This is a genomic window from Flaviflexus equikiangi, assembly GCF_014069875.1.
Taxonomy (GTDB): domain Bacteria; phylum Actinomycetota; class Actinomycetes; order Actinomycetales; family Actinomycetaceae; genus Flaviflexus; species Flaviflexus equikiangi.
This window is the reverse complement of sequence record NZ_CP059676.1, coordinates 1,662,065-1,686,784: the sequence shown is the minus strand read 5'-3', so window position 1 is coordinate 1,686,784 and position 24,720 is coordinate 1,662,065. Positions and strand designations below refer to the sequence as shown.

General features: G+C 63.2%; 23 protein-coding genes, 1 tRNA gene and 1 CRISPR repeat array (1 of these 25 running past the window's edge). Of the genes, 10 read left to right on the top strand and 14 right to left on the bottom strand.

Features of this window, described 5'->3' with window-relative positions; translation table 11 throughout:
• A CRISPR array of direct repeats spans positions 1 to 1,586; the repeat unit is 28 nt; unit sequence GTGTTCCCCGCGCCTGCGGGGATGAGCC; it reaches 5,767 nt to the left of the window's first position.
• Between the two features lie 56 nt (positions 1,587 to 1,642).
• The 9 genes from H2O75_RS07915 to H2O75_RS07875 form a co-directional block, all read right to left on the bottom strand.
• Positions 1,643 to 2,865 (bottom strand): IS3 family transposase gene (locus H2O75_RS07915; RefSeq protein ID WP_182170556.1). Its coding sequence is split into 2 segments (ribosomal slippage): positions 1,643 to 2,580 and positions 2,580 to 2,865, totalling 1,224 coding nucleotides; the frame shifts between segments, so codons are not numbered across the junction.
• Positions 2,866 to 2,911: 46 nt separating this feature from the next.
• A complete protein-coding gene (locus H2O75_RS07910) occupies positions 2,912 to 3,115 on the bottom strand; it encodes a hypothetical protein (RefSeq protein WP_182170554.1) in 204 nt (67 codons plus the stop codon).
• Between the two features lie 67 nt (positions 3,116 to 3,182).
• Positions 3,183 to 4,070: a hypothetical protein gene (locus tag H2O75_RS07905; protein ID WP_182170551.1), complete on the bottom strand. Its 888-nt coding sequence runs from the start codon at positions 4,068 to 4,070 to the stop codon at positions 3,183 to 3,185.
• Between the two features lie 10 nt (positions 4,071 to 4,080).
• Positions 4,081 to 5,340, bottom strand: coding sequence for an amidohydrolase (locus tag H2O75_RS07900; RefSeq protein WP_220462718.1), 1,260 nt, complete (start codon positions 5,338 to 5,340; stop codon positions 4,081 to 4,083).
• Positions 5,341 to 5,622: 282 nt separating this feature from the next.
• Entirely contained in the window at positions 5,623 to 5,991 is a 369-nt protein-coding gene (gene crcB / locus H2O75_RS07895; RefSeq protein ID WP_182170547.1) for a fluoride efflux transporter CrcB, read from the bottom strand.
• On the bottom strand, positions 5,988 to 6,476 hold the full coding sequence (locus tag H2O75_RS07890; RefSeq protein WP_182170544.1) for a fluoride efflux transporter FluC: 489 nt from the start codon (positions 6,474 to 6,476) through the stop codon (positions 5,988 to 5,990). Before H2O75_RS07890 ends, crcB begins: the two co-directional genes overlap by 4 nt.
• Positions 6,473 to 7,018 carry a peptide deformylase gene (gene def / locus H2O75_RS07885; protein WP_182170541.1) on the bottom strand — a complete coding sequence of 182 codons (546 nt, stop codon included), beginning with the start codon at positions 7,016 to 7,018 and terminating at the stop codon, positions 6,473 to 6,475. The genes H2O75_RS07890 and def overlap by 4 nt, the downstream gene beginning before the upstream one ends.
• 49 nt (positions 7,019 to 7,067) lie before the next feature.
• Positions 7,068 to 7,721 carry an oligoribonuclease gene (gene orn / locus H2O75_RS07880; protein ID WP_182170538.1) on the bottom strand — a complete coding sequence of 218 codons (654 nt, stop codon included), beginning with the start codon at positions 7,719 to 7,721 and terminating at the stop codon, positions 7,068 to 7,070.
• Between the two features lie 16 nt (positions 7,722 to 7,737).
• A tRNA-Arg gene (locus H2O75_RS07875) sits at positions 7,738 to 7,813 on the bottom strand.
• A gap of 125 nt (positions 7,814 to 7,938) precedes the next feature.
• On the opposite strand from H2O75_RS07875, the gene H2O75_RS07870 reads away from it, so the two are divergent.
• From H2O75_RS07870 to ettA, 4 genes are all read left to right on the top strand, one after another.
• Positions 7,939 to 9,456 (top strand): GTPase, encoded by a 1,518-nt coding sequence (locus tag H2O75_RS07870; RefSeq protein WP_182170535.1) that lies wholly within the window; start codon positions 7,939 to 7,941, stop codon positions 9,454 to 9,456.
• A 5-nt stretch (positions 9,457 to 9,461) separates the two neighbouring features.
• Positions 9,462 to 10,922: an ATP-binding cassette domain-containing protein gene (locus H2O75_RS07865; protein WP_259365336.1), complete on the top strand. Its 1,461-nt coding sequence runs from the start codon at positions 9,462 to 9,464 to the stop codon at positions 10,920 to 10,922.
• A 97-nt stretch (positions 10,923 to 11,019) separates the two neighbouring features.
• Complete coding sequence (locus tag H2O75_RS07860) at positions 11,020 to 11,409, top strand: single-stranded DNA-binding protein (protein ID WP_182170529.1); 390 nt, start codon at positions 11,020 to 11,022, stop codon at positions 11,407 to 11,409.
• 48 nt (positions 11,410 to 11,457) lie between these two features.
• Positions 11,458 to 13,140 (top strand): energy-dependent translational throttle protein EttA, encoded by a 1,683-nt coding sequence (ettA, locus tag H2O75_RS07855; RefSeq protein WP_182170526.1) that lies wholly within the window; start codon positions 11,458 to 11,460, stop codon positions 13,138 to 13,140.
• A 48-nt stretch (positions 13,141 to 13,188) separates the two neighbouring features.
• Here ettA and H2O75_RS07850 read toward each other — a convergent pair whose 3' ends face one another.
• A complete protein-coding gene (locus tag H2O75_RS07850) occupies positions 13,189 to 14,091 on the bottom strand; it encodes an acyl-CoA thioesterase (protein ID WP_259365229.1) in 903 nt (300 codons plus the stop codon).
• 177 nt (positions 14,092 to 14,268) lie between these two features.
• Between H2O75_RS07850 and malQ the strand changes: the two genes are divergently transcribed.
• Genes malQ through H2O75_RS07835 form a run of 3 tightly spaced genes read left to right on the top strand, consistent with a single transcriptional unit; the run spans position 14,269 to position 17,060 of the window.
• Positions 14,269 to 16,404 carry a 4-alpha-glucanotransferase gene (malQ, locus tag H2O75_RS07845; protein ID WP_182170523.1) on the top strand — a complete coding sequence of 712 codons (2,136 nt, stop codon included), beginning with the start codon at positions 14,269 to 14,271 and terminating at the stop codon, positions 16,402 to 16,404.
• A 15-nt stretch (positions 16,405 to 16,419) separates the two neighbouring features.
• Entirely contained in the window at positions 16,420 to 16,644 is a 225-nt protein-coding gene (locus tag H2O75_RS07840; RefSeq protein ID WP_204736273.1) for a PTS sugar transporter subunit IIB, read from the top strand.
• Positions 16,641 to 17,060, top strand: a complete 420-nt coding sequence (locus H2O75_RS07835) for a PTS sugar transporter subunit IIA (protein ID WP_182170520.1) — start codon at positions 16,641 to 16,643, stop codon at positions 17,058 to 17,060. The genes H2O75_RS07840 and H2O75_RS07835 overlap by 4 nt, the downstream gene beginning before the upstream one ends.
• On the opposite strand, the gene pepN is transcribed toward H2O75_RS07835, so the two are convergent.
• On the bottom strand, positions 17,057 to 19,582 hold the full coding sequence (gene pepN / locus H2O75_RS07830; protein WP_182170517.1) for an aminopeptidase N: 2,526 nt from the start codon (positions 19,580 to 19,582) through the stop codon (positions 17,057 to 17,059). The two genes, H2O75_RS07835 and pepN, sit on opposite strands and share 4 nt — an antisense overlap.
• 124 nt (positions 19,583 to 19,706) lie before the next feature.
• Here pepN and H2O75_RS07825 point away from each other — a divergent pair, with 124 nt between their 5' ends.
• On the top strand, positions 19,707 to 20,312 hold the full coding sequence (locus H2O75_RS07825) for a mycothiol-dependent nitroreductase Rv2466c family protein (protein ID WP_182170514.1): 606 nt from the start codon (positions 19,707 to 19,709) through the stop codon (positions 20,310 to 20,312).
• On the top strand, positions 20,309 to 20,935 hold the full coding sequence (locus H2O75_RS07820; RefSeq protein WP_182170511.1) for a hypothetical protein: 627 nt from the start codon (positions 20,309 to 20,311) through the stop codon (positions 20,933 to 20,935). Before H2O75_RS07825 ends, H2O75_RS07820 begins: the two co-directional genes overlap by 4 nt.
• A 65-nt stretch (positions 20,936 to 21,000) precedes the next feature.
• On the opposite strand, the gene H2O75_RS07815 is transcribed toward H2O75_RS07820, so the two are convergent.
• Positions 21,001 to 22,983: a M13 family metallopeptidase gene (locus H2O75_RS07815; protein ID WP_182170508.1), complete on the bottom strand. Its 1,983-nt coding sequence runs from the start codon at positions 22,981 to 22,983 to the stop codon at positions 21,001 to 21,003.
• A gap of 64 nt (positions 22,984 to 23,047) precedes the next feature.
• Here H2O75_RS07815 and H2O75_RS07810 point away from each other — a divergent pair, with 64 nt between their 5' ends.
• Positions 23,048 to 23,491: a ribose-5-phosphate isomerase gene (locus tag H2O75_RS07810; RefSeq protein WP_182170505.1), complete on the top strand. Its 444-nt coding sequence runs from the start codon at positions 23,048 to 23,050 to the stop codon at positions 23,489 to 23,491.
• Here H2O75_RS07810 and H2O75_RS07805 read toward each other — a convergent pair.
• Positions 23,472 to 24,068: a hypothetical protein gene (locus H2O75_RS07805; RefSeq protein WP_182170502.1), complete on the bottom strand. Its 597-nt coding sequence runs from the start codon at positions 24,066 to 24,068 to the stop codon at positions 23,472 to 23,474. The two genes, H2O75_RS07810 and H2O75_RS07805, sit on opposite strands and share 20 nt — an antisense overlap.
• Positions 24,069 to 24,137: 69 nt before the next feature.
• On the bottom strand, positions 24,138 to 24,716 hold the full coding sequence (epsC, locus tag H2O75_RS07800) for a serine O-acetyltransferase EpsC (protein WP_374971582.1): 579 nt from the start codon (positions 24,714 to 24,716) through the stop codon (positions 24,138 to 24,140).
• Between the last annotated feature and the right edge of the window lie 4 nt (positions 24,717 to 24,720).

The window sequence follows — 24,720 nt, the reverse complement described above, 5'->3', positions numbered from 1 at the left end:
TGAAGGCCCGGCCCCACACAAGAATTATAGGAGGTGTTCCCCGCGCCTGCGGGGATGAGCCCCGGTTGACCCGCTCCCTCGCCTGCGGCCACGAGTGTTCCCCGCGCCTGCGGGGATGAGCCGTTGTTGACCTGCCGAGGATGATACTGATTCCGGTGTTCCCCGCGCCTGCGGGGATGAGCCCACGACAGGGCAGGCCCCGTCGAAGCTCAGGGTGTGTTCCCCGCGCCTGCGGGGATGAGCCGGGCACGTCGGTCCCGCGTGGGGATGTGCGTGCGTGTTCCCCGCGCCTGCGGGGATGAGCCGCTCATGGTGCGGACCCCGATGTTTTCCAGGCCGTGTTCCCCGCGCCTGCGGGGATGAGCCGACGCGCGGGAAAGACCAAGCGGTCATCGAGATGTGTTCCCCGCGCCTGCGGGGATGAGCCGAGGCCGGCCGGGAGATGGTCGAGGTCCTCAAAGTGTTCCCCGCGCCTGCGGGGATGAGCCCAGAACCCTGGGATCTTGGGCATTCCGACGACCGTGTTCCCCGCGCCTGCGGGGATGAGCCCCGGGGCCGGGGGCTGTGGTGTGGGTGTGGTCTGTGTTCCCCGCGCCTGCGGGGATGAGCCGGCGCATACCAACTTTATTGCCGTTTTGAAACAGTGTTCCCCGCGCCTGCGGGGATGAGCCCTCATGAGCTACTGTCTGATGGTCTGAAGGAAGGTGTTCCCCGCGCCTGCGGGGATGAGCCCGAGCGCAATATCGCCGATGTCGGTGGCATAAAGTGTTCCCCGCGCCTGCGGGGATGAGCCCGTCTCGGCCTCATTCGGGGCCATCAAGAGCGTGTGTTCCCCGCGCCTGCGGGGATGAGCCCTGGATCTTCCTACTGATCTCCGCGCTCGTCGCGTGTTCCCCGCGCCTGCGGGGATGAGCCCCAAAGCCGGAGACTCACCCGACACGGCCAGCAGTGTTCCCCGCGCCTGCGGGGATGAGCCCCACTAGCGCCGAATCAGCTCGAGTATTCGCGTGTGTTCCCCGCGCCTGCGGGGATGAGCCGGGGATCGCGCAGCTGTATCGGCTCGGTCAGATGTGTTCCCCGCGCCTGCGGGGATGAGCCTTCGTTGGCCCATGTGGCGGACTCCGGAGAGGTGTGTTCCCCGCGCCTGCGGGGATGAGCCTGTGTTCCCCTACAGGGCACTCACATGGGTCCGGTGTTCCCCGCGCCTGCGGGGATGAGCCGACGTCCTTCGCGAACGGGCTGTTGCGGGCGAAGTGTTCCCCGCGCCTGCGGGGATGAGCCCCGCACCCCATGACCATCACCCCCGCATCACCCGTGTTCCCCGCGCCTGCGGGGATGAGCCCAGACAACAGCGACACACAATTGCTTGGACCTCGTGTTCCCCGCGCCTGCGGGGATGAGCCCACGATCCAATTACCGGAGTTGCTGTCGTAAACGTGTTCCCCGCGCCTGCGGGGATGAGCCCCCAACTCATTGAAAGGGACGCATAATGATGCAGTGTTCCCCGCGCCTGCGGGGATGAGCCCTACACGCTCAACACGAGCATTTCGGCGATCATGTGTTCCCCGCGCCTGCGGGGATGAGCCGTCCTGGGCAGAAGAAACGTTGATTCGGCCTGGGTTTAGTTCCGGCCGTTTTTCTGTCACCGGGTTGGTGTCAGGCGGGATTCTTGTTCAGTGTAGTAGGCGGTCTCGACCTCGAGCGGGCTGCGGTAGCCAAGTTCACCGTGGAGGCGTTTGTTGTTCCACCACCACACGTATTCCAGGGTTGCCAGCTCAACTTCTTCCACGGTCTTCCACGGCCCGCGCTGACGAATCAGTTCGGCCTTGTAGAGAGCATTAACCGATTCAGCCATCGCGTTGTCAAAACTATCGCCGACGGTCCCGGTAGAGGGCTTGGCGCCGAGTTCATTGACCCTGCTGGTGTAGACCAGGGACATGTAGTTCGAGCCGTGATCGCTATGATGGATCACTCCATCAAGGTCACCGTCGTTTTGCCAGGCAGCCATCTCCAAAGCTTGCAGTGGCAGCACGTCAGCTTTCAATGTCGAGGCAACATTCCAGCCGGCGATACGACGAGCGAAGACGTCGATGATGAAAGAGACGTAGGCGAACCCGGACCAGGTGGCGACATAGGTGATGTCGCAGACCCACAATTGGTTAGGTCGGTCAGCAACAAACCGGCGCTCCACCAGGTCCCCGGGCAGCGCTAAGACGGAATCAGGGATCGTGGTGAAAGCCTTCTTTGACCTGCGAACACCTTCAACGTCGGCGAGTTTCATGAGCCTGTGGGTCTGATCGCGGCCGATGTCCCAGCCCTGTCGTTTCAGGAGCGCATGCATCTTGCGGCGTCCGTAGACGCTGTAATGCTCTTCGTGCAGGCGCTGGATCTCTGGAATCAGCAGCTCGTCTTTCAGCTGACGGGCTGACGGGGGCCGGCTCTTCGCGGCACGGTATCCACGGGAGGTGATAAATCCACGGACTGCCCCACGAAGCGTGGCGCAGAGGAACTCAACTCCGAAACGATCACGATAAGTATCGATGAAAGCGATCATTTCGTCCGTGGCCGGTCGAGTTCCTTCGCGAAAAATATACTCGCAGCTTTAAGCACCTCGTTAGCCTTGCGCAGCTCAGCGTTCTCACGCTCCAGTCGTTTATTCTCTGCGGCTAAGTCGGTCGTCACGCCGGGCCTTTTACCTTGGTCGACTTCGGCCTGCCGGTGCCAGGTTCGCAGGGCCTCTGCGCCTACCCCGAGCAGGTCCGCGACATGACGGACCGCGGCTGTGCGAGTGGGGTGATCGGGAAGAGCCTCGGAAACCATCCGCACCGCACGCTGCTTCAGTTCGGGGTCATACTTTCTGGGCATAGTGTTCCTATTCTGCTATAAAGCACGGAACTAAACCCAGGCCGAATCAGGCGGTTCCGAAAGTCACTCGTGGCCCTGATGGGAGGGCGACGAAGGCTGGCAGAAGCCCGACATAGACGAGCGCAGTGTCGGGGCGCAGGGGGCTGAAGAAGGAGATAACAAGGGGGAGGACACACAGCAGGATACCCAGCGTGAGTCTGCCGATCGGCTTCTTCCTGGCCTCCTCGTCCAAGGCGTAGTTCATTTCCACGGCTCCGAGGCTCCTTCTTGTCCGACACACGGTGGACGGTGGTGGCGGTCAATAGCCCGCCGGGATGTTAGGTGATGCTGAGAACGATGGCCAGGGTCAACGGGGTCAGTACCCAGCCGACGAGGAGGAGCAAGGTTGCGACAATGACGAAGATCTTGCTGGGTTCTCGCGGGGGACGCCCCGCCCCGCCCACGGCCTGCCACAGGATCTTGAGCGGCTGGTCGAGGATGAGGCTGGTACGCCTGCGGACGATAGCGGAGGCGGTGATGAGACACCAGAATGCGCCGACGGTGAGCAGGAGGATCGCAGCGAACAGCACATATCGCCCGAACGCGTCATGCAGCAGCGAGTCAAGGATACTGGCGAGTGCTGACAGGACTGCACCGCCGACGAGGAAGGCCGGGATGATTTGGCGCCGACTCGTCATCGCATCGTAGACAGCGTCGAGCTGCCTGCGTGCGATCGCGAGCATCCGATACTCGGGCGTGCCGATGACAGAGTTTGCTTCCCGCAGGAGGTAGAGCTGGCGGACGTCACGGATCACGCGTTCCTGGAACGAGTTCGACATCGCCATTGTCAGCAGGGTGACGATGGGCTGTGCGATGGGTTTGAGAACGAAGCCTGGCATGCCAGCCGGTGGCCTGTGGGCGTTGCGGTCGTAGACCTCGAGAGCCCGCATGAGAGTGCGGTGCAGAGTCCCGAACGCCTGGGGCTCAGCCAGCGGCTCAGCATCAAGGAGCTCGTCGAGGATCTCTTTCTCGACAGCATCGCCCTCCACGAGACCTTCGAGGACGGCATTCGCCTTTTCGGCGTCTGCCTCGGAGATCATGTGCAGTGCGCTGATCGGCCGCCCGGCGATTCGGTCCACGAGACGCCGCGGACTGTCGGGAGACTTCGTCTTCTTCTGTCCCTCCTCCGGCTTCTTCTCCTCCGGGCTCGGGACCTGCTCGGTCACCGGGTTCCTCTCACGCAAGCCACGTCTTCGCAGCAGTGACGAGTGCGGTGATACCGACCTTCAGAGTCGGATCGGGCTGCGGAGCGAAGTGCGGGGAGTGATTGGAGGGGAGTCCTCCGACAATCGCGGCGATCCCCTGGATGCTTGAAGCTCCGGCAAACAGCGTCGGATCGGCTCCGCCGAGCAGCCAGTAGACGCAGGGAGCACCAGATTCAAGAGCGAGGATGCCGACGTCTTCACTGCCGGTCACACTGCCCGGATCGACAACCATGAGGCCGGGGATCGTCCCGAAGGAATCGGCAACGACCTTGCTGGCCTCAGCGTCGTTGACAACGGCAGGGAAGGATTCGATGAGGGTGACATCGGGTTCCCGTTCGCTTCCGGCCGCGAGAGTCTCAGCCCGTGCGAGACGCTCGATGCTGGCCATGACCTTGTCGCGGACGGCAGGATCGAAGGTGCGGACGCTGAGCTGAAGCGTCGCATCATCAGGAATGATGTTGTGGGCGGTTCCGGCATGCATCGACCCGACCGTCACGACAGCAGTGTCGCTTCCGGCAATCGTGCGGGACACGATCGTCTGGAGGCGCATCACCAGGGACGCTGCCATGACAACAGGATCCTGCGTGGTCTCCGGGCGGGAGCCATGCCCGCCCTTCCCATAGAGGGTGATCCTCATGGCGTCGGATGCTGCGAAGGCGGGCCCGGGACGGACTCCGAGAACACCGGCTGGCAACGGGGCGACATGCTGTCCGAGAACAACATCGGGTTTGCCGAAACGGTCGAAGAGACCATCGGCGACCATGGCACGTGCGCCCTTGCCGACTTCTTCTGCGGGCTGGAAGACGGCCAGGATCTTGCCCTGCCACGACGTGTCCGCGGCCAATGCGTAGGCTGCGCCGATGAGGCAGGTGGTGTGCACGTCATGCCCGCATGCGTGCATGACCGGGGTCGTCGTCCCATCGGGGCGGGTCGCTGACTGCGTGGACGCGTAGTCGAGGCCGGTGTCTTCCGCGACGGGAAGAGCATCCATGTCGGCGCGCAGGAGAACCGTGGGTCCCTCACCGCGTTCGAGGACACCGACAACGCCTGTCCCGCCAACACCCGTGGTCACGGCATAGCCAGCCGCCTCGAGGTGGGTAGCGACCACCTGAGCGGTACGTACTTCATTGAAGGCAAGCTCTGGATGTGAATGCAGGTCGCGGTAGGTATCGATTGCGTCGAAGTCGGGGCCGACACCGGGTCGCGCGGAATCGTTATCGTGAGCCATCATGTTCCCCTTGGGACTGTGCGGCTGTGTGCGGTGGCGCGGGGCCGCTGCCTGAGTGGTCTCCACCGATCGTCGCAACCATGCGAGATAACCCGAGATTACCAGTCTGCCTACGTGCCCGTTTCCAGATCCCGCTCGACGAAATCACCTGTTGTCCGCTTTCTCGTAGGAAAAGGGCAGATGATGCGAGTGGGTGTATGGACGTGTGTTTGTCTCGTACCTCCGGGAAGGTGCCGCACATCCATCGCACCAGCGGGGCGATTCGATTGAGGGGGTACGTGCCTGTTATGCCATCCAGAGGCCGGCGGCCGCCGCGGCAGTCGCCCCGAGAAGTGTTCCCACGCCCGATACTGTCGCGGCTAACCGCTTCTCCTCCGTGAGCAGGCGTGCTGTCTCGACGCTCGCGGTCGAGAACGTCGTGTAGCCCCCGAGGAAGCCTGTCCCCACGATCGGAAGCCACGTCGGCGGAAGAAGGCTCTGTGAAGCGACGCCCGTCAGGTATCCCAATAGGAAAGAACCGGAGATATTGATAATGATCGTGCCCCACGGCGTCGGATGATTCGCCTTAGCGCGGATCAATCCATCAAGGATGAACCGGGCGCATGCTCCCAGCCCGCCGGCGAGAGAGACCGCGAGGAACAGGAGGGGACTCATTGACGTGCCTTCCGTGCGCAGACGATGCCGAGCCAGGCAACGAGCGTGCCGAGGACGAGACTCCCCGCCGCGTAGAGGACACTGATCTCAGGTTCCCCGCTCTCTGCCAAGCGGACAGTGTCGACAGCCAGTGCACTGTAGGTGGTGAACCCTCCGAAGAAGCCCGTCCCGATGAATAGTCGCACCGCACGCCGCATCCCAATATCTTGACCTGTGCGGATCAGCGATTCGAGCAGAACCCCGAGGATAAAGGCTCCGGCAAGGTTGATGGCAAGGATCGTTGTCGGCAGCCCATCGGTTGGGAAGAGGAGCGAAAGCCCGAGGCGAGCAGCCGTGCCGAGAGTGCCCCCGAAGAAGACGAGAAGGATGAAGCGGCCGCGCAGGTGGACGGGCCGCTTCGTGGCCTCCCTGAAGATCTCATCGCGTTCTCTCGTCAGATGCGGGGGAGTCGCGTGCGGGGCGCTCTTCCGCGCCTTTCCCGTCATTGCCCCGGCATCCACGTCAATCCGGGCTGCCCCCACCCGCGTTCGCGGCTGATGCGAGAGACCGTCTCGGCGTCAGGCCCGCAGAGACGGTCGACGTAGATGGTGCCCTGCAGGTGGTCGTATTCATGCTGCAGGATGCGAGCGAACCAACCGGTTGCTTCGAGCGTAAATGGACGTCCCGTCACGTCCTGGGCCCGCAGGAGCGCTCGCGGGCTGCGACGCAGCGGGAACTTCTCTCCGGGGAAGGAGAGGCAGCCTTCCCTGTCAGCTTCTGATGCCGCGCCGGGGGTGATGGGTTCGATCCAGAGTTCGGGATTGATCGCGACGCCCCGCGGTGCTGCCTCTGTCTGGTTGGCATACACCCAGACGAAGATCTGCCCTGGGATGCCGATCTGCGGGGCGGCAAGACCAACACCAGGCGCCGCCACGGTGGTCTCGTACATGTCCTCGACGAGGCGTGCGAGACCAGCATCGAAGACATCGACCGGTTGTGCGGGAGTATGCAGCACCGGATCCCCGGTGATGACAATGGGTTGGATCATGAGGAAAGCCTATCCACCTGTGATGCCCCGATGTTCGTCAGGGATGGCGTCAGTCTCCGACCGTGAAGCTGAGTTGAGTCCGGGAGGCGAGTACGGCCTCAGCCTTCGCCTTCGCTTCCTCTGTCGAGGGACCATCCCCTTCTGGCATGAGCACACTCCGGTAGTACCGCAGTTCGTCGATGGAGTCGTAGATGTCTCCGAGTGCGCGATGGTTGCCGAACTTCTCCGGGGATGCGAAATAGGCGCGGGGGTACCAGCGGCGAGCGAGCTCCTTGATGGAGGAGACATCGATAACCCGGTAGTGCAGGTAGTCGATGACGGCCGGCATGTCCCGTTCGAGGAACGACTTGTCGGTGCCGACCGAGTTGCCCCCGAGGGGGGCCTTCTTCTCGGGCACACGATCCTTGATATAGGCAAGGACCTGCTCTTGGGCGTCCTCGAGCGTGAGGCCGTCATCCCATTCGTCGATGAGTCCCGAGTCCGTGTGCATCTTCCGCACGAAATCGCCCATGGATTCGAGCGCGTCCGCGGTCGGCTTGATGACGAGGTCGATTCCCTCGTCGATGGGGACCAGGTCGGAGTCGGTGATGACGACCGAGATCTCGACGAGGCCGTCGCGAGTGAGATCGAGGCCCGTCATCTCACAGTCGATCCACACGATGGGATTGTTGAGCTGCTTCGTCGGCACGTCGTTGCCTTTCATGGCTGGATCAGGCTTCTGGTGCCCCCAGCAGGATTCGAACCTGCAACCTACGGATTAGAAGGCCGTTGCTCTATCCATTGAGCTATGGAGGCGTGGGCGAATGCCCATTCAATATTAGCGCACCGCCAACGGTACGACTCTGCGACACAATGTTCCAGTTTCCGGTAAGAATAGAGGGGTGAGTTCCCACTATGCAGCTTCCAGACTTGCGCGCCTCGTGACAGACACTGTCGAGGCGCTGCAGGACGTCGCCTTCCCGCTGTCGGTTCCCGGGATTCACGAACTCCGTGAGTCCCAACGCTCCCTTCAGACTCAACTCTCGACCCGCCTTCTTCCGCATCTTCTCAAGGAAGCGGTCCCCGCGATCGTCGTCCTCGGAGGATCGTCCGGGGCGGGCAAATCCACCCTCCTCAACACCCTCATCGGGGAAGAGGTCTCAGAAGCGTCGGTCATCCGTCCCACGACGAAGACACCTGTCCTCGTCCTCCATGAAGACGATGAGGGGGCAATGGCGGAGCATCTGCTCCTCGATCTGTGTGACGTAATAGTCACCCCGAATGCGATCCCGGGGATCGCCCTCGTCGATGCTCCCGACCTCGACTCGATCGATGCTCACAACAGGAGCGTGTCGCAGACACTGCTCAATGCGGCGGACCTGTGGGTCTTCGTCACGACAGCATCGCGGTATGGCGACCACCTGGCGTGGTCGACCTTGACGGAGGCTTTCGATCGGGGCATGACAACCGCGGTGGTCCTCAACCGGCTGCCAGAACGCGCCAAGGTTGCGGTGCGGGGAGATCTCATGAAGCGCATGGCCGAGTCCGGCATGGGAGAGTCGCCTCTCTTCATCGTCGATGATGCTGGGCCCACGAGCGGCAGGCTCGATGCGGGGCGAGTCGCAGAGTTCAAAGAATGGCTCGAGCTCATGCGGTCCACCCGCGCCTCGAAGTCTCTCGTGTCCCGCACCTCTCGTGCGCTGATGCCTGCTATCCGCCGGGAACTGCTCGACTTGGCGGATGCTGCGGCGGCGCAGACGGAGGCCGCCGCAAGCCTTCGCGAGACGGCCAAGCAGTCGGGGGATGAGCCGTGGAAGAAGCTTGAGAACACGATCGAGGTGGGCAGACTCGCGAGTGGTGCCCCCACCACGCAGTGGCTGTCTCTCGCCTCGACCGGAGGGCCTCTCGCTTCTCTCTCCACGGGACGAGACATCCTGTTCCCGAGCAGAGCGATCGCCAAGAGAGACCGAGCTGCCTCCGATATTGCCCATGCGATCGACGATGCTCTGCGAGTCTCCCTCACCCAGGCTCTGATCAGCGCCCGAGAGAGAGCAGACTTCGCGTGGGCTGGTTCCTATGTCGACACAACCGACCTCGTCGTCGCGGTCGATATCGAACCTCTCGTGGAACGGGCCCTTCGGCAGTGGCACGATGATGCCGCGGCGGCAGCTGCACGCGTCACCGGGCCGATCACGAAGAGAGTCTCAACCGACGGCTTAGCGGATCTTCTGCGCGCCGGTGCGGGCGGTGTGACGGGACTGCAGTCCGCACTGTCAAAAACTGGCGGCCTGGGCGGCCTGACCCGCGTCCAACGCGCCCTGAAACAACGATGCCGGGAAGCCATCGACGCTGTCGTGGAAGAATACGTCACCGTCATCGACCGTTTGGACATGCCGGACAGCTCGACGCTTCGCATTCGAGCGCGGGAACTTGTCGATGCTGTATGGGAGAAGAAGTGAACGATATGACGCAGGACAAGACCGACGAGCTCACTGAGCGCCTGGCGGCTCTCGAAGCCGGAATCAGCCATGGTCAGGGACATATCGAGCCCTTTCTGCTGGCAAGAGCCACAGACGATCTCCAGGCCGTCAAACATCGAATGGCACTGGGGACCGATCTGACGGTGGTGGCGCTCGTCGGCGGCACAGGCTCGGGCAAGTCCACCACATTCAACGCGATCACGGGGCTCGAGTTTGCGGACTCCGGAGAGATCCGGCCGACGACGGAACGCGCCGCGGCATGCTCCTGGGGTGAGAGCGCGGGCCCGATGCTCGACTTCCTCGGTGTCGACGAAGACCGTCGGATCCGCAAGGGCTCCCTGCTCACCGACGAGGAGCCGGAGTTCCGGGGGCTCGTCCTGCTCGACCTTCCCGATCATGACTCCGTCGCAGTGTCCCACTCCGTCCAGGTCACCCAGCTCATGCCGCTCGTCGACCTCCTCATCTGGGTCCTCGACCCCCAGAAATATGCTGACCAGGCACTCCATGGCGGATACCTCCAAGGATTGGAGCGGCGCAAGGACGCCATGCTCGTCGTCCTCAACCACATCGACACCGTCCCCTTCGATCAGCGCGACCGCATCGTCCGCGACGTCGAAGCAGTCCTTGCCGCCGACGGTCTCGACGGCGTCCCCGTTGTCACGACATCGGCTCTCGAACATCAGGGCATCGACGAACTCAAGATCCATATCGCGGCCGCTGTCAGCAAGCCCTCTATTAACGCGATCACAGCAACAGCCGAAATCAGTGCGATTGCTGAACGGCTGCGATCATCCGTCGCCGAAACCGAAGCTGAGGTGACCGAGAGCCGTCTCCAGCCCGTCGCGGGTCAGCTCGCACGGGCTGCAGGGATCAGCGCAGTAGGGTCCTCGATGAGAGCGGGAGGGGACTCGTGGCGCCAGTTCGCGCTGGCGAAGCCCGAGCAGCCGGCGACATCGACAGTGAATGCCGTCCGCGACAGTTGGCTCGACGCGATCAAACAGGATCTTCCCCCGGCGTGGGCCAAGTCCATCCACGAGGCGGCGGCAGGCCCCGAGAAGCTGCGCCGCGACATCACGGACGCCGTCAACTCCATACCGGTCACGAAACCGTCCTCCCTCAACGCGCTCATGCTGCTCTTCCTGGGAATCATCCTCGCGCTATGCGGCATCGGTCTCGGCGTCGCCACGGCACTCGGACAGGGCGTCCTCGCGCAAGACGCACTCAATTGGGCGCTTGCGGGAGGGCTCGTCCTCGTCGGGGTGTGGTCGGCGATCATGGCGAAGTCGGTGCGCAAGACGGCCTCGATTCGGGCCGCGGACCGGTACGAGCGTGCTGTCGGGGACAAGATCCTTGAGGTGCTGATCCGTGATCTGGGGAACCCTGTCCAGGATGTGTTGTCGAAGCACAAGATGACGCGCGAAGCCTTGGCAACAGCTCGCGGATAAGTTCTATCCGGCGCACGCACGCCACTTGTTCACAATGTGTCTTCCTCGTCGCGTGGATGATTCCCTCCGATGGTTTCCTCGTGGTGAAGGAGGACACATGAACAACGAAATATACGTGTCAGTCATGGGATTCGCTGGAGCCGATGCGGTGCTGATCGAGAGGGAAGGCAACAAGCCCTATTCCTACTTCCGCCTGGGATCGACATCCTGGCGGGGTGGCGGAGACAGTCGGGAGCCCGTGACGCAATGGTTCACGATCAAGACCTTCGGGGAGCTCGCCCGCCACTGCTCATCATCGATCGTGAAGGGCACCCCGGTTCTTGTTCGCGGCAGGCTCGAATCAGAGACCTACCAGACGAAGGACGACCCCTCGCAGTCGCGCACCGACCAGGTCATCCGAGCAGACGCTGTCGGCGTCGAGCTGGGACGGGGCACAGTGACCTATTCGAGGACTCCGCTCATGGCTGAGGAATCGGCCGCGTTCTGAACCTGCGGTAGCCTTGTGGCAGAAAGCTTTTTCACACAAGGGAGAAATGTGGCTGAGTACATTTACTCAATGGTCAGGGCTCGAAAGAAGATCGGCGACAAGCTGATCCTCGACGACGTCACGATGGCGTTCCTGCCGGGTGCCAAGATCGGCATGGTCGGCCCCAACGGTGCAGGTAAGTCAACGATCCTCAAGATCATGGCTGGCATGGATACGCCGTCGAACGGCGATGCTCGTCTCACACCGGGCTACTCGGTCGGCATCCTGCTCCAGGAGCCGCCCCTCAACGAGGAGAAGACTGTCCTCGGCAACGTCCAGGAGGGCGTCGGCGAGATTCTCGGCAAGGTGAATCGCTTCAACGAAATCGGCGAAGAGATGGCGAACCCGGATGCAGACTTCGACTCTCTCATGGAGGAGATGGGCAAGCTCCAGACCGAGATCGACGCGGCCAACGCGTGGGATCTCGACTCGCAGCTGCAGCAGGCTATGGATGCGCTCCGCTGCCCGCCTGCCGATTCCCCCGTCACCCACCTGTCCGGCGGTGAACGGCGCCGCGTCGCACTGTGCAAGCTCCTGCTCGAACAGCCCGACCTGCTGCTGCTCGACGAGCCGACGAACCATTTGGATGCCGAATCGGTGCTGTGGCTCGAACAGCATCTCGCGAAGTACCCCGGCGCCGTCATCGCCGTCACGCACGATCGCTACTTCCTCGACCATGTTGCCGAGTGGATTGCTGAGGTCGACCGCGGTCGCCTCTACCCCTACGAGGGCAACTACTCGACCTACCTCGAGAAGAAGCAGGAGCGCATCCAGGTCCAGGGCAAGAAGGACGCCAAGCTTCAGAAGCGCCTGAAGGAAGAGCTGGACTGGGTCCGCTCCTCCGCAAAGGGCCGCCAGGCGAAGTCCAAGGCCCGTCTCGACCGGTATGAGGAGATGGCGGCGGAAGCTGAGAAGACGAGGAAGCTCGACTTCGAAGAGATCCAGATCCCGCCCGGCCCCAGGCTCGGCAACGTCGTCATCGAGGCGAAGGGTCTGAAGAAGGGCTTCGATGAGAGGGTTCTCATCGACGGCCTGTCCTTCTCCCTGCCCCGCAACGGCATCGTCGGCGTCATCGGCCCCAACGGCGTCGGCAAGACGACACTCTTCAAGACGATCGTCGGCCTCGAGCCGTTGGATGAGGGCGATCTCAAGATCGGCGAAACGGTCCAGATCTCCTACGTCGACCAGTCTCGCGAGGGCATCGACCCGAACAAGACGCTGTGGGAAGTCGTGTCCGATGGTCTCGACTACATCCAGGTCGGCCGAGTCGAGATGCCGTCGCGCGCCTACGTGTCAGCCTTCGGCTTCAAGGGTGCCGACCAGCAGAAGCCTGCCGGAGTGCTCTCCGGCGGTGAACGCAACCGTCTCAACCTCGCGCTCACGCTCAAGCAGGGCGGCAACCTGCTGCTGCTCGATGAGCCGACGAACGACCTCGATGTCGAAACGCTCGGATCCCTTGAGAACGCACTCCTCGAGTTCCCCGGCTGCGCCGTCGTCGTCACGCACGACCGGTGGTTCCTCGACCGCGTCGCGACCCACATTCTCGCCTACGAGGGCACCGCGGACAGCCCCGCCGACTGGTACTGGTTCGAGGGCAACTTCGAATCCTACGAGAAGAACAAGGTGGAGCGCCTGGGTGCGGATGCGGCACGGCCCAGCGCCGTCACGTATCGCAAGCTGACCCGCGACTGATACGGGACTGATGCCAGGGGGCCCGCTCATCGAGCGGGCCCCCTGGCATCATGCGATGTGCGGAGAGCGCACCATGCCTTCCTGCGCCATTGTCGCAACGAGCGTGCCGTCTTGATAGAACTTTGCGAGGGTGAGCCCGCGCCCGCCCTGGGCGGATGGGCTGTGCAGCTCGGCAAGGATCCAGGAGGCGGGATCCACATCGCGATGCCACCACGTCGTGTGGTCGAGGGTTGCCAGGGCGATCCCCGGTGTTGACCATGCGAGTCCATGCTTCTGCATGATCGGTTCGAGCATGAACTGGTCGGCCGCGTAGGCCAGCACGGCCCTCTTGAGGGTCTGTGAGGCGTTGTCTGGAATGGGGGAGCGGGTCTTGAACCAGATGTGGATTGTGGACTGCTCCTCGCGGGCGGGACGCAGGTAGATCTGCCCGTCGACGTGCCGCATGTCGAGAGAGTTCGTCGACGACATGAAGCGGGCCGCGGGATGGTCGACCGATGCGAAGAGATCAACAGAGGACGGAAAGTTCTCGGGCCCGGGAACGTCCGGTGCGCGGTCCTCGTGATCGACTCCTGGCTGCTGGAACTGGAACGAGTCTCGGGCCGTGAAGATGATCCGATCGTCCTGCTTCGCATGGACGAGGCGCGTCGCGAACGACCGACCATCGCTGATCACATCGACGGCGAAACTGATCGGCCGCTTGACGTCTCCCGGCGCGAGGAACGCTGCCGTCTGGGAGTGGATGGGCCGAACATCGCAGTCGTCGAACGTGTCCGCGGCCGCCATGACGGCCTGCGCCAGTACCTGCCCGCCATACACCCGTCCCGAGAGCTGGGGAAGATTCGTGTCGCCCAGATAGCGGTGGCCGTCGAGCTTCTCCAGTCGGAGAGTGTTGAGAAGGGAAGCAAGCGGTTCCGTCGAGCACTCGGGTACAAAGATCTTCGTGTCCATCATTCTCCTATTCTGCGCCAACAGTAACCTACCGCTGATCGTCGCCGACAAAGAAAAGGACGCCCCCGGCCGCGCGGAGACAACATACCTGATGGAACGATCCGGCGTTCGACTGCGGAATGCACTGGTACGTGGTGTGGCAGAATAGTGGTCAACCAACGTTGCGAAAGGTCGTCCCCTATGAGTGTCCCGCCTTCACGGTCAACCTTGACGGAGCTCGCCGCAGCCTACAGGATATCGACCCAATTCTGGGGATACGACGGCATCCAGAGAGACATCTCCGATGACGTTCTCATCAAGGTCCTCGGATCCATGGGCGTGGATGCCACGACTGAGGATCGGGCAAGCTCCGCCATCGCCAATCGTGAACTCGAAAGCTGGCGTACGGTGCTTCCCCTCTCCGTGGTGCATCGACAGAACAAGGAAGGGCGTGTCCAGGTCCACGTGCCGGCGGGCGAGAAGGTCGCCCTCCTCATCCAACTCGAAGACGGAGGGCAGTGGCCCCTCTCCCAGGTGGATGACTGGACCGCGGACCGAGACATCGATGGTCGGCCGACAGGACAGGCATCGTTCCTCCTTCCCGGTGATATTCCCCTCGGCTATCACACGATGACGGCGATACTCGAGGACGGGTCGATGGCGGAGTGCCCGTTCATCATGACTCCGGATCGCCTCGACGAGCCGGCGCTTGAGACCAGTCGAGCATGGGGAGTATCGGCCCAACTCTATTCGGTCCGCTCAGCCAAGTCGTGGGGAATCGGGGACTTCTCCGACCTGGCCGATCTCGCGGCAGTCTTCGGACACGAGGGCGCCGACTTCTTCCAGATCAACCCCCTCCATGCCGCCGAACCGGTCGGCAACATGTCACCGTCTCCCTACCTGCCGGTATCTCGCCGCTTCATCAACCCGATCTACATCCGTCCCGAGGCTATCCTCGAGACGGCCTACATGACGGGCCCGCAGCGCTCACTCATCGACTGGGGCGGGGAAGAGCAGCGAGCCTCCTCTCTACGCAACGAGTACATCGACCGCGACGAGGTGTGGACGACGAAGCGTGAAGCGCTCGAAGTGATCTTCGCGGTGCCGCGCAGCTTCGCCCGCCAGGCAGCATTCGCCAAGTACCTCGAGGAAGAGGGAGAGGGACTGCAGAACTTCGCGCTCTGGTGCGCACTCTGCGAGAAGTACCCAGATGGTTTCCCCGAGACTATTCGCACGGCGGACTCGATCTATGTCGATCGGGAACGTCGCGACCTGCGCGACAGGATCGAGTTCTGGTCGTGGCTGCAGTGGGTTGCGGACGAACAGCTCCAGAGAGCCCAGGAAACAGCGCAAGCATCCGGGATGAAGATCGGGATCTGCACCGACCTGGCCGTCGGTGTCCATCCCCTCGGCGCAGACGTGTGGTCCAACCCGGAAGCGTTCGCACAAGGTGTCACCGTGGGCGCCCCCGCCGATATGTACAACCAGCACGGCCAGGACTGGTCGCAGCCGCCGTGGCGGCCTGAGACACTCGCCGCCACCGGATACGCTCCGCTGCGGGACATGATCCGTACCGTTCTTCGCCACGCCGGCATGCTCCGCGTCGATCACATCGCTGGATTCTTCCGGCTGTGGTGGATCCCGAACGGCTACCGGGCGTCCGAGGGAACATACGTCAACTATGACCATGAGGCGATGATCGGCATCCTGCTGCTCGAGGCACACCGTGCGGGAGCCATCCTCGTCGGCGAAGACCTTGGAACGGTCGAGCCATGGGTTCGTGACTTCCTCAAAGCCCGCGGCATCTACGGCACATCGATCTTCTGGTTCGAGAAGGACAATGAGGGCAAGCCTCTCCGCCCCGAGCATTACCGCAGAGAGGTTCTCTCCTCTGTCAATACCCACGACCTGCCCCCGGCGGCCGGCTACATCGCCGGTGAGCATGTCGACCTGCGTGAACGCCTCGGCCTTCTCACCCAGCCGGTCGAGCAGGTGCGGGCGGATGCGGAGCGGGAACTGCAGGAGACGATCGATCGGCTGCGCGAGTATGGTCTCGTCGACGGCGAGCCGACCGAACGTGAACTCGTGGAAGCGCTCCACTCCTACATTGCCCAGACACCATCGACATTCCTGTCGATATCGCTCGTCGATGCGGTGGGGGAGCGACGGGCACAGAATATGCCGGGAACCGACCAGGAATACCCCAACTGGAGGGTCCCTCTCGCGGACGGAACGGAAGATGTCGTCCTTGTCGGCGACATCCCGACGCACGCCCGTGTGACCTCCCTCCTTTCAACATTCAGACGCGCACTAGGAGCGGATAACCGGCTACTCTGAGAACAAGGAGGAATCATGGAGAAAGCTGAATCCCTCGTCGCCGCTCTCGGTGGCAAGGACAATATTTCGAGCGTCGAAGCCTGCATCACCCGTATCCGAGTCGAGGTCAATACCCTTGGCCCCGTGTCCGAACAGGACTTGAAGGATGCTGGGGCGCACGGTGTCGTCGTCCAGGAGAACAACGTTGTTCAGATCGTCGTCGGCCCCGATGCCGAGGACGTTGCGGATCGCATGGTGTGAACCTCTATTCGCCACTATCGGGGACCGTACTCGCACTTGAGTCGGTCCCCGATCCTGTCTTCGCGGGCCTCATGCTGGGCCCCGGACTCGCCATCGACCCGGGGGACGCGGAGGCGGTGACCGTGGTCTCGCCACTCGCGGGCACGGTCACGGCGGCACGTTCGCATGCCGTCATCATCGGCCCCTGCCTCGTCCATGTCGGAATCAACACGTACAAGAGCGATGCTCTGTCGTGCCTGACAGAACGCGGCGCCGCCGTCGAGGTCGGAGACCCGATCATCGCTGCCGATCTCAGCCGCCTCGGTGACCTGCCGGGAATCGTCCTCGTGACCTTCCCCGATGAAAATGCCTGGCACCAACACGCGGCACCAGGCACTCCCATCACCGTGGGATCCCTCCTCGGGACCCTCGGCTAAGCGTCGGCGGCCTGCGCCGCGAGGGCACGGCGAGTATCGTCCGTGTGTTCGACGAGGATTCGGCGCAATGCCGGCGCTTCGGTGGGATGAGCATCGAGCCAGGCCTCCAGGCCTGCCTCGACATCCGTCCCGAGCCCGATGATCGACGGCGTGAACATGAGAGTGGTCAGCTGTTGCGCCATCTCATACGTCTGTTCCTTCCACACGGTGCTCAGAGCATCGAGGTATCGGGGAAAGAAGGGCGCGAGGACGCCAGGATCTCCCGCCCGGAAGCCAAGAAGTGCGCTCCGCTGCTGCATGTTCGGAAGACCGCCGGCGATCAGGGTGGCGAACGCAGCGTCCTTTGCTTCCGGCGTGGGAATCGAGGTGCGAGCCCGCCACGCGGCCTCACGCCCTGTCGCCGTGTCATCAGATGCCAGTTCGGCGTCGATCGCGGCAGTATCGATCCTGCCGTTCGCTGCCAGCGCCTGAACCACAGCCCACCGGCCGTCCGTGTCGAGGACGAAGCCGTCAGGCAGGTCGCTGCCTTCGAGCCAGGCCGAGATCCGATCGAGCTGGGCCGCACTCCGAGCGCGGCGGGCGGCCTCGAGGGCTACCTGGAACTGCAGCTCGGAGCCGCCTTCCGCGCGGTCAGCAATCTCGAACAGAGCATCGGCGACGTGCTCGATGAGAGCATCGCGATGTTCGGGAGCAGAGTAGATCGTGGCGGCCTGTGCCAGGTTGAGGAGGAGAACACGGAGCACTGTCGGATGGTTCTCGGTCTCAATCGCACGAAGAGCGAGCTCTGTGTAGGCGGTGGCGGAGAGCTCTGCGTCCCGGCACATGTCCCACGCGGCCTCGAGGACGAGCGTTCGAGCGAGCGGATCGTCGAAGGACCCGATGTGGGCGATCGAGGTGTCGAGGGACCTCTCATCGAGGCGGATCTTCGTGTATGCGAGATCCCCGTCATTGAGCAGGAGAAGGTCCGGTGCGGCTTCACCGACGAGACGATCGATGGTTGTCGTGTCGCCCGCGATGTCCTCGTCGATGCTCAGGCGCAGCGAAAGAGTGCCATCCACCATGTCGTAGAGGCCGATCCCCATACGATGTGGGCGCAGGCTCGAGGCGTTCCCGAGCTCCTGCCGGACCGTGAACGACGCAATCTTTCCGTCGACGATCTCAATCTCGGGGCGGGCGAGAGTCAGGCCGGACTCCTCCAGCCACAGCTTCGACCATTCCGTCAGGTCCCTCCCGGAGGCGTTCTCGAACTCGACGAGCAGATCTGACAGTTCCGTGTTCTGCCACGAATGCTTATCGAAGTAGGCGGACAGGCCCGCCATGAAGGCGTCACGTCCGACGTAGGCGGAGAGCTGCTTGAGAACCGACGCGCCCTTGCCGTAGGTGATGCCGTCGAAGTTGGCCCACACCTCTTCGAGATCGGTCACCCCGGTCACGATCGGATGGGTGGATCGCAGCTGGTCGGCATTCATCGCCCACGACTTCTCGGACGCGAGGAACGTCTGCCATGCCTGATCCCAGCGGGTCGCCTCGTCGAGAGCCAGGTGGGACATGAACTCGGCGAAAGATTCGTTCAGCCACAGATCGTTCCACCACCTCATCGTCACGAGGTCGCCGAACCACATGTGGGCGAGTTCGTGGAGGATGGTGATGGCGCGGCGCTCGATGATGGCGCCGGTCGCGCGGGAGCGGAAAACGTAGGTCTCCGTGATGGTGACCGCGCCAGCGTTCTCCATCGCACCCGCGTTGAACTCGGGGACGAAGATCTGATCGTACTTGCGGAAGGGATACGGGTGGCCGTACTCCTTCTCGAAGAACGCAAACCCGGCCTTCGTGATGTCCATGACCTCGTCAGCATCCAAGTGCTCCGCGAGAGAGGCCCGGCAGTAGACGCCGAGGGGGATCGTCCGACCATCGGCGCTGGTCAGCTCTGACGTGCCGCCGCGGTAGGGGCCGGCAATGATCGCGGTGAGATAGGACGAGATCCGCTCCGAGGGGGTGAACTCCCAGCGGCTCGATGCCTCGTCGAGAACGACGGGCTCGGGAGTGGGGGAGTTGGAGAACACCTGCCAGTGGCTCGGTGCCGTCACATGGAAGGTGAACTCGGCCTTGAGATCAGGCTGCTCGAAGACAGCGAAAACACGCCGAGCATCAGCAACCTCGAACTGGGTGTAGAGGTACGTCTCACCGTCGACAGGGTCGACGAACTTGTGCATGCCCTCCCCGGTGTTCATGAACAGGCCCGTCGCATCGACGACGAGCGTGTTGTGTTCGGCCAGTCCCGTCAGGTGGATGCGGGAATCGGAATAGGCCGATACGTCAACCGGCTCACCGTTGAGCTCGATCGAGTTCACTGTGCCGATGAAGTCGACGAATGTGTCGCTTCCCGTCGCCGCGAACTCGATCGTGGTGACGGAGGAGAAGGTGTCGTCTCCTCGCAGGTCGAGGTCGACGTGGTAGCGTTCCGTCGCGACAACGGCGGCGCGGGCCACCGCTTCTGACCGGGTGAGGTTCTCGCCAGGCATGGATGTCCTTTCAGATAGTGCACGGTTCGTGCGTCCCAATAACCCTACTTGCTGGGCACGGGCTACGCTGACTGCGGACAGCGTTTTGTTTGTCGAGACCGACGATCTGAGGGACGATGGTCACATGACTGACACTATTGAATTCTGGTTTGACCCCTCGTGCCCCTGGTGCTGGATGACGTCCCGATGGATCGCGGACGAAATCGTTCCCAATCGTGATGTGGCAGTGACGTGGCACGTCCTGTCGTTGACGAAGCTCAACGAGGGCCGCGAACTCGACGAACGCTACGCCCAGATGATGGAGGATGCTCGTCTCGGCGCGCAGGTCGCCGTCGGCGTGGGCGAAGTCTACGGCCAGGAGGCTCTCGGGAACTTCTACACCGAGGTGGGCACACGCTTCCATCCCGGCGGCCGCGTCAACGACCGCGATGCTGTGATCGAAGCTCTCGAAGCATTGGATCTCGATACGGCACTCGTGGAGCGTGCCGAGTCCGGCGAGTTCGATGAGGCGCTCAATGCCCAGTTGAAGGGTGCGACGGATCTTGTCGGCACCGACGTCGGTGTTCCCACGATCTCGATCAACGGCAACGCCTTCTTCGGCCCCGTCATCACCCCCACCCCGCGCGGGGACGATGCTCTTCGACTGTGGGACGGTGCCGTGCTCGTGGCGGGCGTGCCGGGCTTCTACGAGATCAAGCGATCTCGCGAGAAGGGTCCCTCGTTCGAATGATGAGAAAACTTGCCGCGACGACGATCGTGGCCCTGGCAGCCCTCTCCGCGTGTTCCGCGGATTCTGAGGAGAACGAATCCGAGGTGACGAGCAGCGGGACGACAGCCGAGAGCACGGCCGATGGTGATGCCTCCTCGGAGGGCAACCTCATGGTCGTCGAAGACGGAGTCGCCACGTCGAGCGATGGTCGATTCTCCCTCACCCTCGTCGACGGGTGGCAGGCATATCCGGCGCCCCTCGATGACCGCGTCAACATGACGATCCTGCTCGTCTCCGACGTCAACAACGCCGAATTTGCCGCCAACATTATCGGCACGTGGGCGGATGGCACTGTCGAGGGGATTCCTGCCGACTACGAGGAGTGGAGCGTCGCCGCCGGGGAGGCCTTCACCGGTGAGGGCGTCTCCGTCGAGGCCGCGGAACCGCTCGATGTCGACGGTGAAACGGTGGAGGGACTCATCGTCACCCGCGAAGTCGATGGGGTGGGACTGCGCCAGCTCGTCTACCCGATTTTCACCGATGATGGCTTCCAGGAGATCGCCTATTCGGCAAGCACGGATGTTTTCGACGAGAACCTCGAGGATGTTCTCGAGATGTTCGGAACTCTCGCGCCGGTCTCGTAACGGCACGAAGGAGGGGGAGGGCCGGGTCGATCCCGATCCTCCCCCTCCGGAGTCTGGAAGCGCGGCTACCAGATGGTGACGCGCTCAGAGGGCGGAAGGTAGAGCTCATCGCCCTCGGTCACGTCGAATGCGTCGTGGAAGGCCGTGAGGTTCTTGACGACGCCGTTGCATCGGAACTCTGCCGGGGAGTGGGGGTCGATGGAGAGCAGCACCACCGCCATCTCATCCCTCGACTTCGACCGCCAGATCCGAGCATAGGAGTAGAAGACGCGCTGGATGCCGGTGTGGCCGTCGATGACGGGAGCATCGGCCAAGCCCGAGTAGCCGTTGCGGCGCAGCGCAATATCGTAGGCCTTGAGCCCGATCGTGAGCCCGCCCAGGTCTCCGATGTTCTCCCCGATCGTGAGAGCACCGTTGACGTGATGCTCGGACTGTCCGAGCTGGGCCGGAGTGTAGGCATCGTATTGAGAGATCAGCGCATTGGCGCGCTTCTCGAACTCGCGGCGGTCCTCATCGGTCCACCAGTTGTTGAGCTTGCCGGAATCGTCATACTTGGAGCCCTGGTCGTCGAATCCGTGCCCGATCTCGTGCCCGATGACAGCCCCGATGCCGCCATAGTTCCATGCGTCATCCGCCTCCGGGTCGAAGAAGGGCGGCTGGAGGATCGCGGCCGGGAACACGATCTCATTCCAGACCGGGTTGTAGTAGGCGTTGACCATCTGCGGCGGCATGTACCATTCGTCGCGATCCATGGGCTTGCCCAGTTTGGCGATCGCACGATCGGTTTCGAAGGCGTTGGCCGACCGCACGTTCTCGAGGAGATCATCGGTGATGGTCAGGTTCGAGTAGTCGCGCCACGTATCCGGGTAGCCGATCTTCGGGTTGAAGGTCGCGAGCTTCTTCAGCGCCTTCACCTTCGTATCCTCTCCCATCCAGTCCAGGCTTTGGATGGAGAGGCGGTAGGCCTCGAGGAGGTCGGCGACGAGCTGCTCCATCTTCGCCTTGTGCTCGGGCGGGAAGTGGCGCTCCACGTAGATCTTTCCGAGGGCCTCACCGAGAACGCCGGAGACGACCGCGACGCCCCTCTTCCACCGTTCCTTCTGCTCGGTGGTGCCGGTCAGGGTCGTCCGGAAGAACTCGAAGTTCTTGTTATCGATGACTTCAGACAGGTAGGACGCGCGTGCTGTCAGCACCTTCCACGCCAGGTAGTCGCGGAGCGTCTCCATCTCGGCCTCCGCCCACAGCGCGGCCGCACCCGCGAGAGCATCCGGGGTGAGGACGATGACACGGCCGACGAGGTCGGCGGGAATGCCCATGGCGTCCCGGGCACCATCCCAGTCGAATCCGGGAGCGGACGCGACGAAGTCAGCCCACGGCATGGGGTTGTTGATCTTGTCCGTGTCTCGCGTCGTCACAACATCAGCGTGGTGGGAGGCGAGAGCCTTCTCGAACGAGATGATCCGCTCCGCGGTGGCAGTCGGATCGGGAACGAGGCCAGCGACCTCGAGGAACTCGGGCACGAAGGTCGTGAAGGCTGCGAGAGTGTCGGCGTGCTGCTCGGCCCGGTAGTACGCCTCATCGGGGAGGGACAGGCCGGCCTGGGAGACGAACAAGACGTAAGAATCGGGATCGTTCAGGTCGGCATCGATATCGAAACCGAAGGGAACATCGACACCCGTACGCGAGAGCTGACCGACCGCACGGGCCAGTTCGTCTTTTGTCTGGGCCGACGTGATGAGGTCAAGATCCGCACCGAGAGGCGTGATGCCGGCCGCGTTGATCGTCTCCACATCCATGAAGGAACGGTAGTAATCGGCGATCTTCTTCGCATCGCCCTCCGGGCTGCCCTCCGACAGGTCGTCGATGAGGGCCTTCACCCGCTCTTCCGACTGCTCGTTGAGCTTGTAGAAGGAGCCGTCGCTCGGACGGTCCGCGGGAATCTCGTGAGTATCGAGCCACGTGCCGTTCACCCACCGGAACAGGTCGTCTTGGACGCGGACAGAGGTTTTGGCGCCGGCAAGGACGTCGTCAAGTATTGGATCAGTCATTGCCCCAGTCTAGGACGAGCCCGCCGGGCACTCGAACCGAATGGCTGAGGTTATGCTTGTAGCTATGCGGATACATATTGGAACAGACCATGCCGGCTTCGAGCTCAAGGAAGCACTCGTCGCTTACCTCACCGACGCTGGCCACGACGTCATCGATCACGGCGCCCACGAATACGATGCCCTCGATCATTACCCGCCGTTCTGCTTCGCCGCCGGCGAGGCAGTCGTCGCAGACGAGGGATCTCTCGGCATCGTGATCGGCGGATCAGGCAACGGCGAACAGATCGCCGCCAACAAGGTCAAGGGCGTTCGCGCCATTCTCGCCTGGTCGGAGGCAACGGCCCGCCTCGGCCGCGAACACAACAACGCCAACGTTGTCGCGATCGGAGCCCGTCAGCACACGCAGGAGGAAGCCTTCGCCCTCGTCGATGCCTTCCTTGCGGAACCGTTCTCGGGAGATCAGCGCCACCAGGACAGGATCGACCTGCTCACCGAGTACGAGGGCTAGCAGACAGTCCGAGGGCGGCCGCGACGTGCACGAGGATCGCGAACGGCGTCAGCCACGGCAGCGCGCCGAGCACGGCAGCCCACACACCGACCAGCACCCCGCCGCTGAGGAAGCTCACGAGCGGGGTGCCGTCATATCCCGTGTGGACGGCAAGAGTGCGAACAACCTCTCCTGAGGTGCCCTCCGCCGAGAGGGCACGGCGCCACTGGCTCCCGCGGAGCACCTCGGTGGCGGCACCGCAGGCCAGCCAGGCGCCGGCGATGGTGACGGCTGCTGTGCCGCCGGGTGTGATGAGGAGGACGGCGAGGACGGTGGCGGCGCCCGCAACGATCGAGAGGCCGACTGCAGGATTTTTCGGCCTCGTGCGCAGATAGCCGATGCCGACGAGTTGAACTCCGGCCCAGGCAAGGAGTGCGGTTCCTGCCGCTGCGGCGAACGTGACGACATCCCCGATGAGGAAAGCCCCCACGAGAAGGACGATGCCGGCGATGCTGGCGAAAAGGATGGCACGGTCGCGGCTTTGGCGCGATGATGCCGAGAATTCCGCCCGAGCATCCGAATAGTCACAAGTTCCCATAGTGACTACTGTACCGGGACGCGAGGAAGGGCGGCCCGAGGGCCGCCCTTCCCGTTCATCGTTCGACTCTCAGATCCAGATCGCCGGATCGACGGCGGGCTCCAAGACGGGGACTGCTCGGTTCTTCGCCGGGACACCGACCGCTGTGACGCCCGCGGGAACATCGCGGATCACGACGGCGTTGGCGCCGACCTGGCTGTCGTCACCGAGTGTGATGGGGCCGAGAATCTTCGCTCCCGCACCGATCGTGACCCGATTGCCGACAGTCGGATGACGTTTGCCCTTGCTGAGGGACACGCCCCCGAGAGTGGTGCCGTGGTAGATCATGACGTCTTCGCCCACTTCTGCCGTCTCCCCGATGACCACTCCCATACCGTGATCGATGAACATGCGGCGCCCCAGGCTAGCGCCCGGGTGGATCTCGATACCGGTGATGGAGCGGGCTATCTGGGAGAGGAGACGGGCAGGGAGCTTGAGACGATCCGATGAGTTCCACATCGCGTGAGCGATGCGGTGCGCCCATAGCGCGTGCACCCCGGGATAGGCCAGAGCGACCTCGAGGGGCGTACGCGCGGCGGGGTCCCGCTTGCGCGCCGCCTCAAGATCTTCCTTGAGGAGGGTGCCGAGAGAGGCGCCAAGCGAGAAGATCATG

Excerpts from the sequence above, each read along its gene's own strand:
- H2O75_RS07850 (WP_259365229.1), bottom strand. The coding sequence starts at position 14,091 with ATGATGGACACGAAGATCTTTGTACCCGAGTGCTCGACGGAACCGCTT.
- orn (WP_182170538.1), bottom strand. The coding sequence starts at position 7,721 with ATGAAAGGCAACGACGTGCCGACGAAGCAGCTCAACAATCCCATCGTG.
- def (WP_182170541.1), bottom strand. The coding sequence starts at position 7,018 with ATGATCCAACCCATTGTCATCACCGGGGATCCGGTGCTGCATACTCCC.
- H2O75_RS07810 (WP_182170505.1), top strand. The coding sequence starts at position 23,048 with ATGCGGATACATATTGGAACAGACCATGCCGGCTTCGAGCTCAAGGAA.
- H2O75_RS07840 (WP_204736273.1), top strand. The coding sequence starts at position 16,420 with ATGGAGAAAGCTGAATCCCTCGTCGCCGCTCTCGGTGGCAAGGACAAT.
- H2O75_RS07890 (WP_182170544.1), bottom strand. The coding sequence starts at position 6,476 with ATGACGGGAAAGGCGCGGAAGAGCGCCCCGCACGCGACTCCCCCGCAT.
- H2O75_RS07900 (WP_220462718.1), bottom strand. The coding sequence starts at position 5,340 with ATGATGGCTCACGATAACGATTCCGCGCGACCCGGTGTCGGCCCCGAC.
- H2O75_RS07815 (WP_182170508.1), bottom strand. The coding sequence starts at position 22,983 with ATGACTGATCCAATACTTGACGACGTCCTTGCCGGCGCCAAAACCTCT.
- malQ (WP_182170523.1), top strand. The coding sequence starts at position 14,269 with ATGAGTGTCCCGCCTTCACGGTCAACCTTGACGGAGCTCGCCGCAGCC.
- H2O75_RS07820 (WP_182170511.1), top strand. The coding sequence starts at position 20,309 with ATGATGAGAAAACTTGCCGCGACGACGATCGTGGCCCTGGCAGCCCTC.
- H2O75_RS07805 (WP_182170502.1), bottom strand. The coding sequence starts at position 24,068 with ATGGGAACTTGTGACTATTCGGATGCTCGGGCGGAATTCTCGGCATCA.
- H2O75_RS07860 (WP_182170529.1), top strand. The coding sequence starts at position 11,020 with ATGAACAACGAAATATACGTGTCAGTCATGGGATTCGCTGGAGCCGAT.
- crcB (WP_182170547.1), bottom strand. The coding sequence starts at position 5,991 with ATGAGTCCCCTCCTGTTCCTCGCGGTCTCTCTCGCCGGCGGGCTGGGA.
- H2O75_RS07825 (WP_182170514.1), top strand. The coding sequence starts at position 19,707 with ATGACTGACACTATTGAATTCTGGTTTGACCCCTCGTGCCCCTGGTGC.
- H2O75_RS07865 (WP_259365336.1), top strand. The coding sequence starts at position 9,462 with ATGACGCAGGACAAGACCGACGAGCTCACTGAGCGCCTGGCGGCTCTC.
- pepN (WP_182170517.1), bottom strand. The coding sequence starts at position 19,582 with ATGCCTGGCGAGAACCTCACCCGGTCAGAAGCGGTGGCCCGCGCCGCC.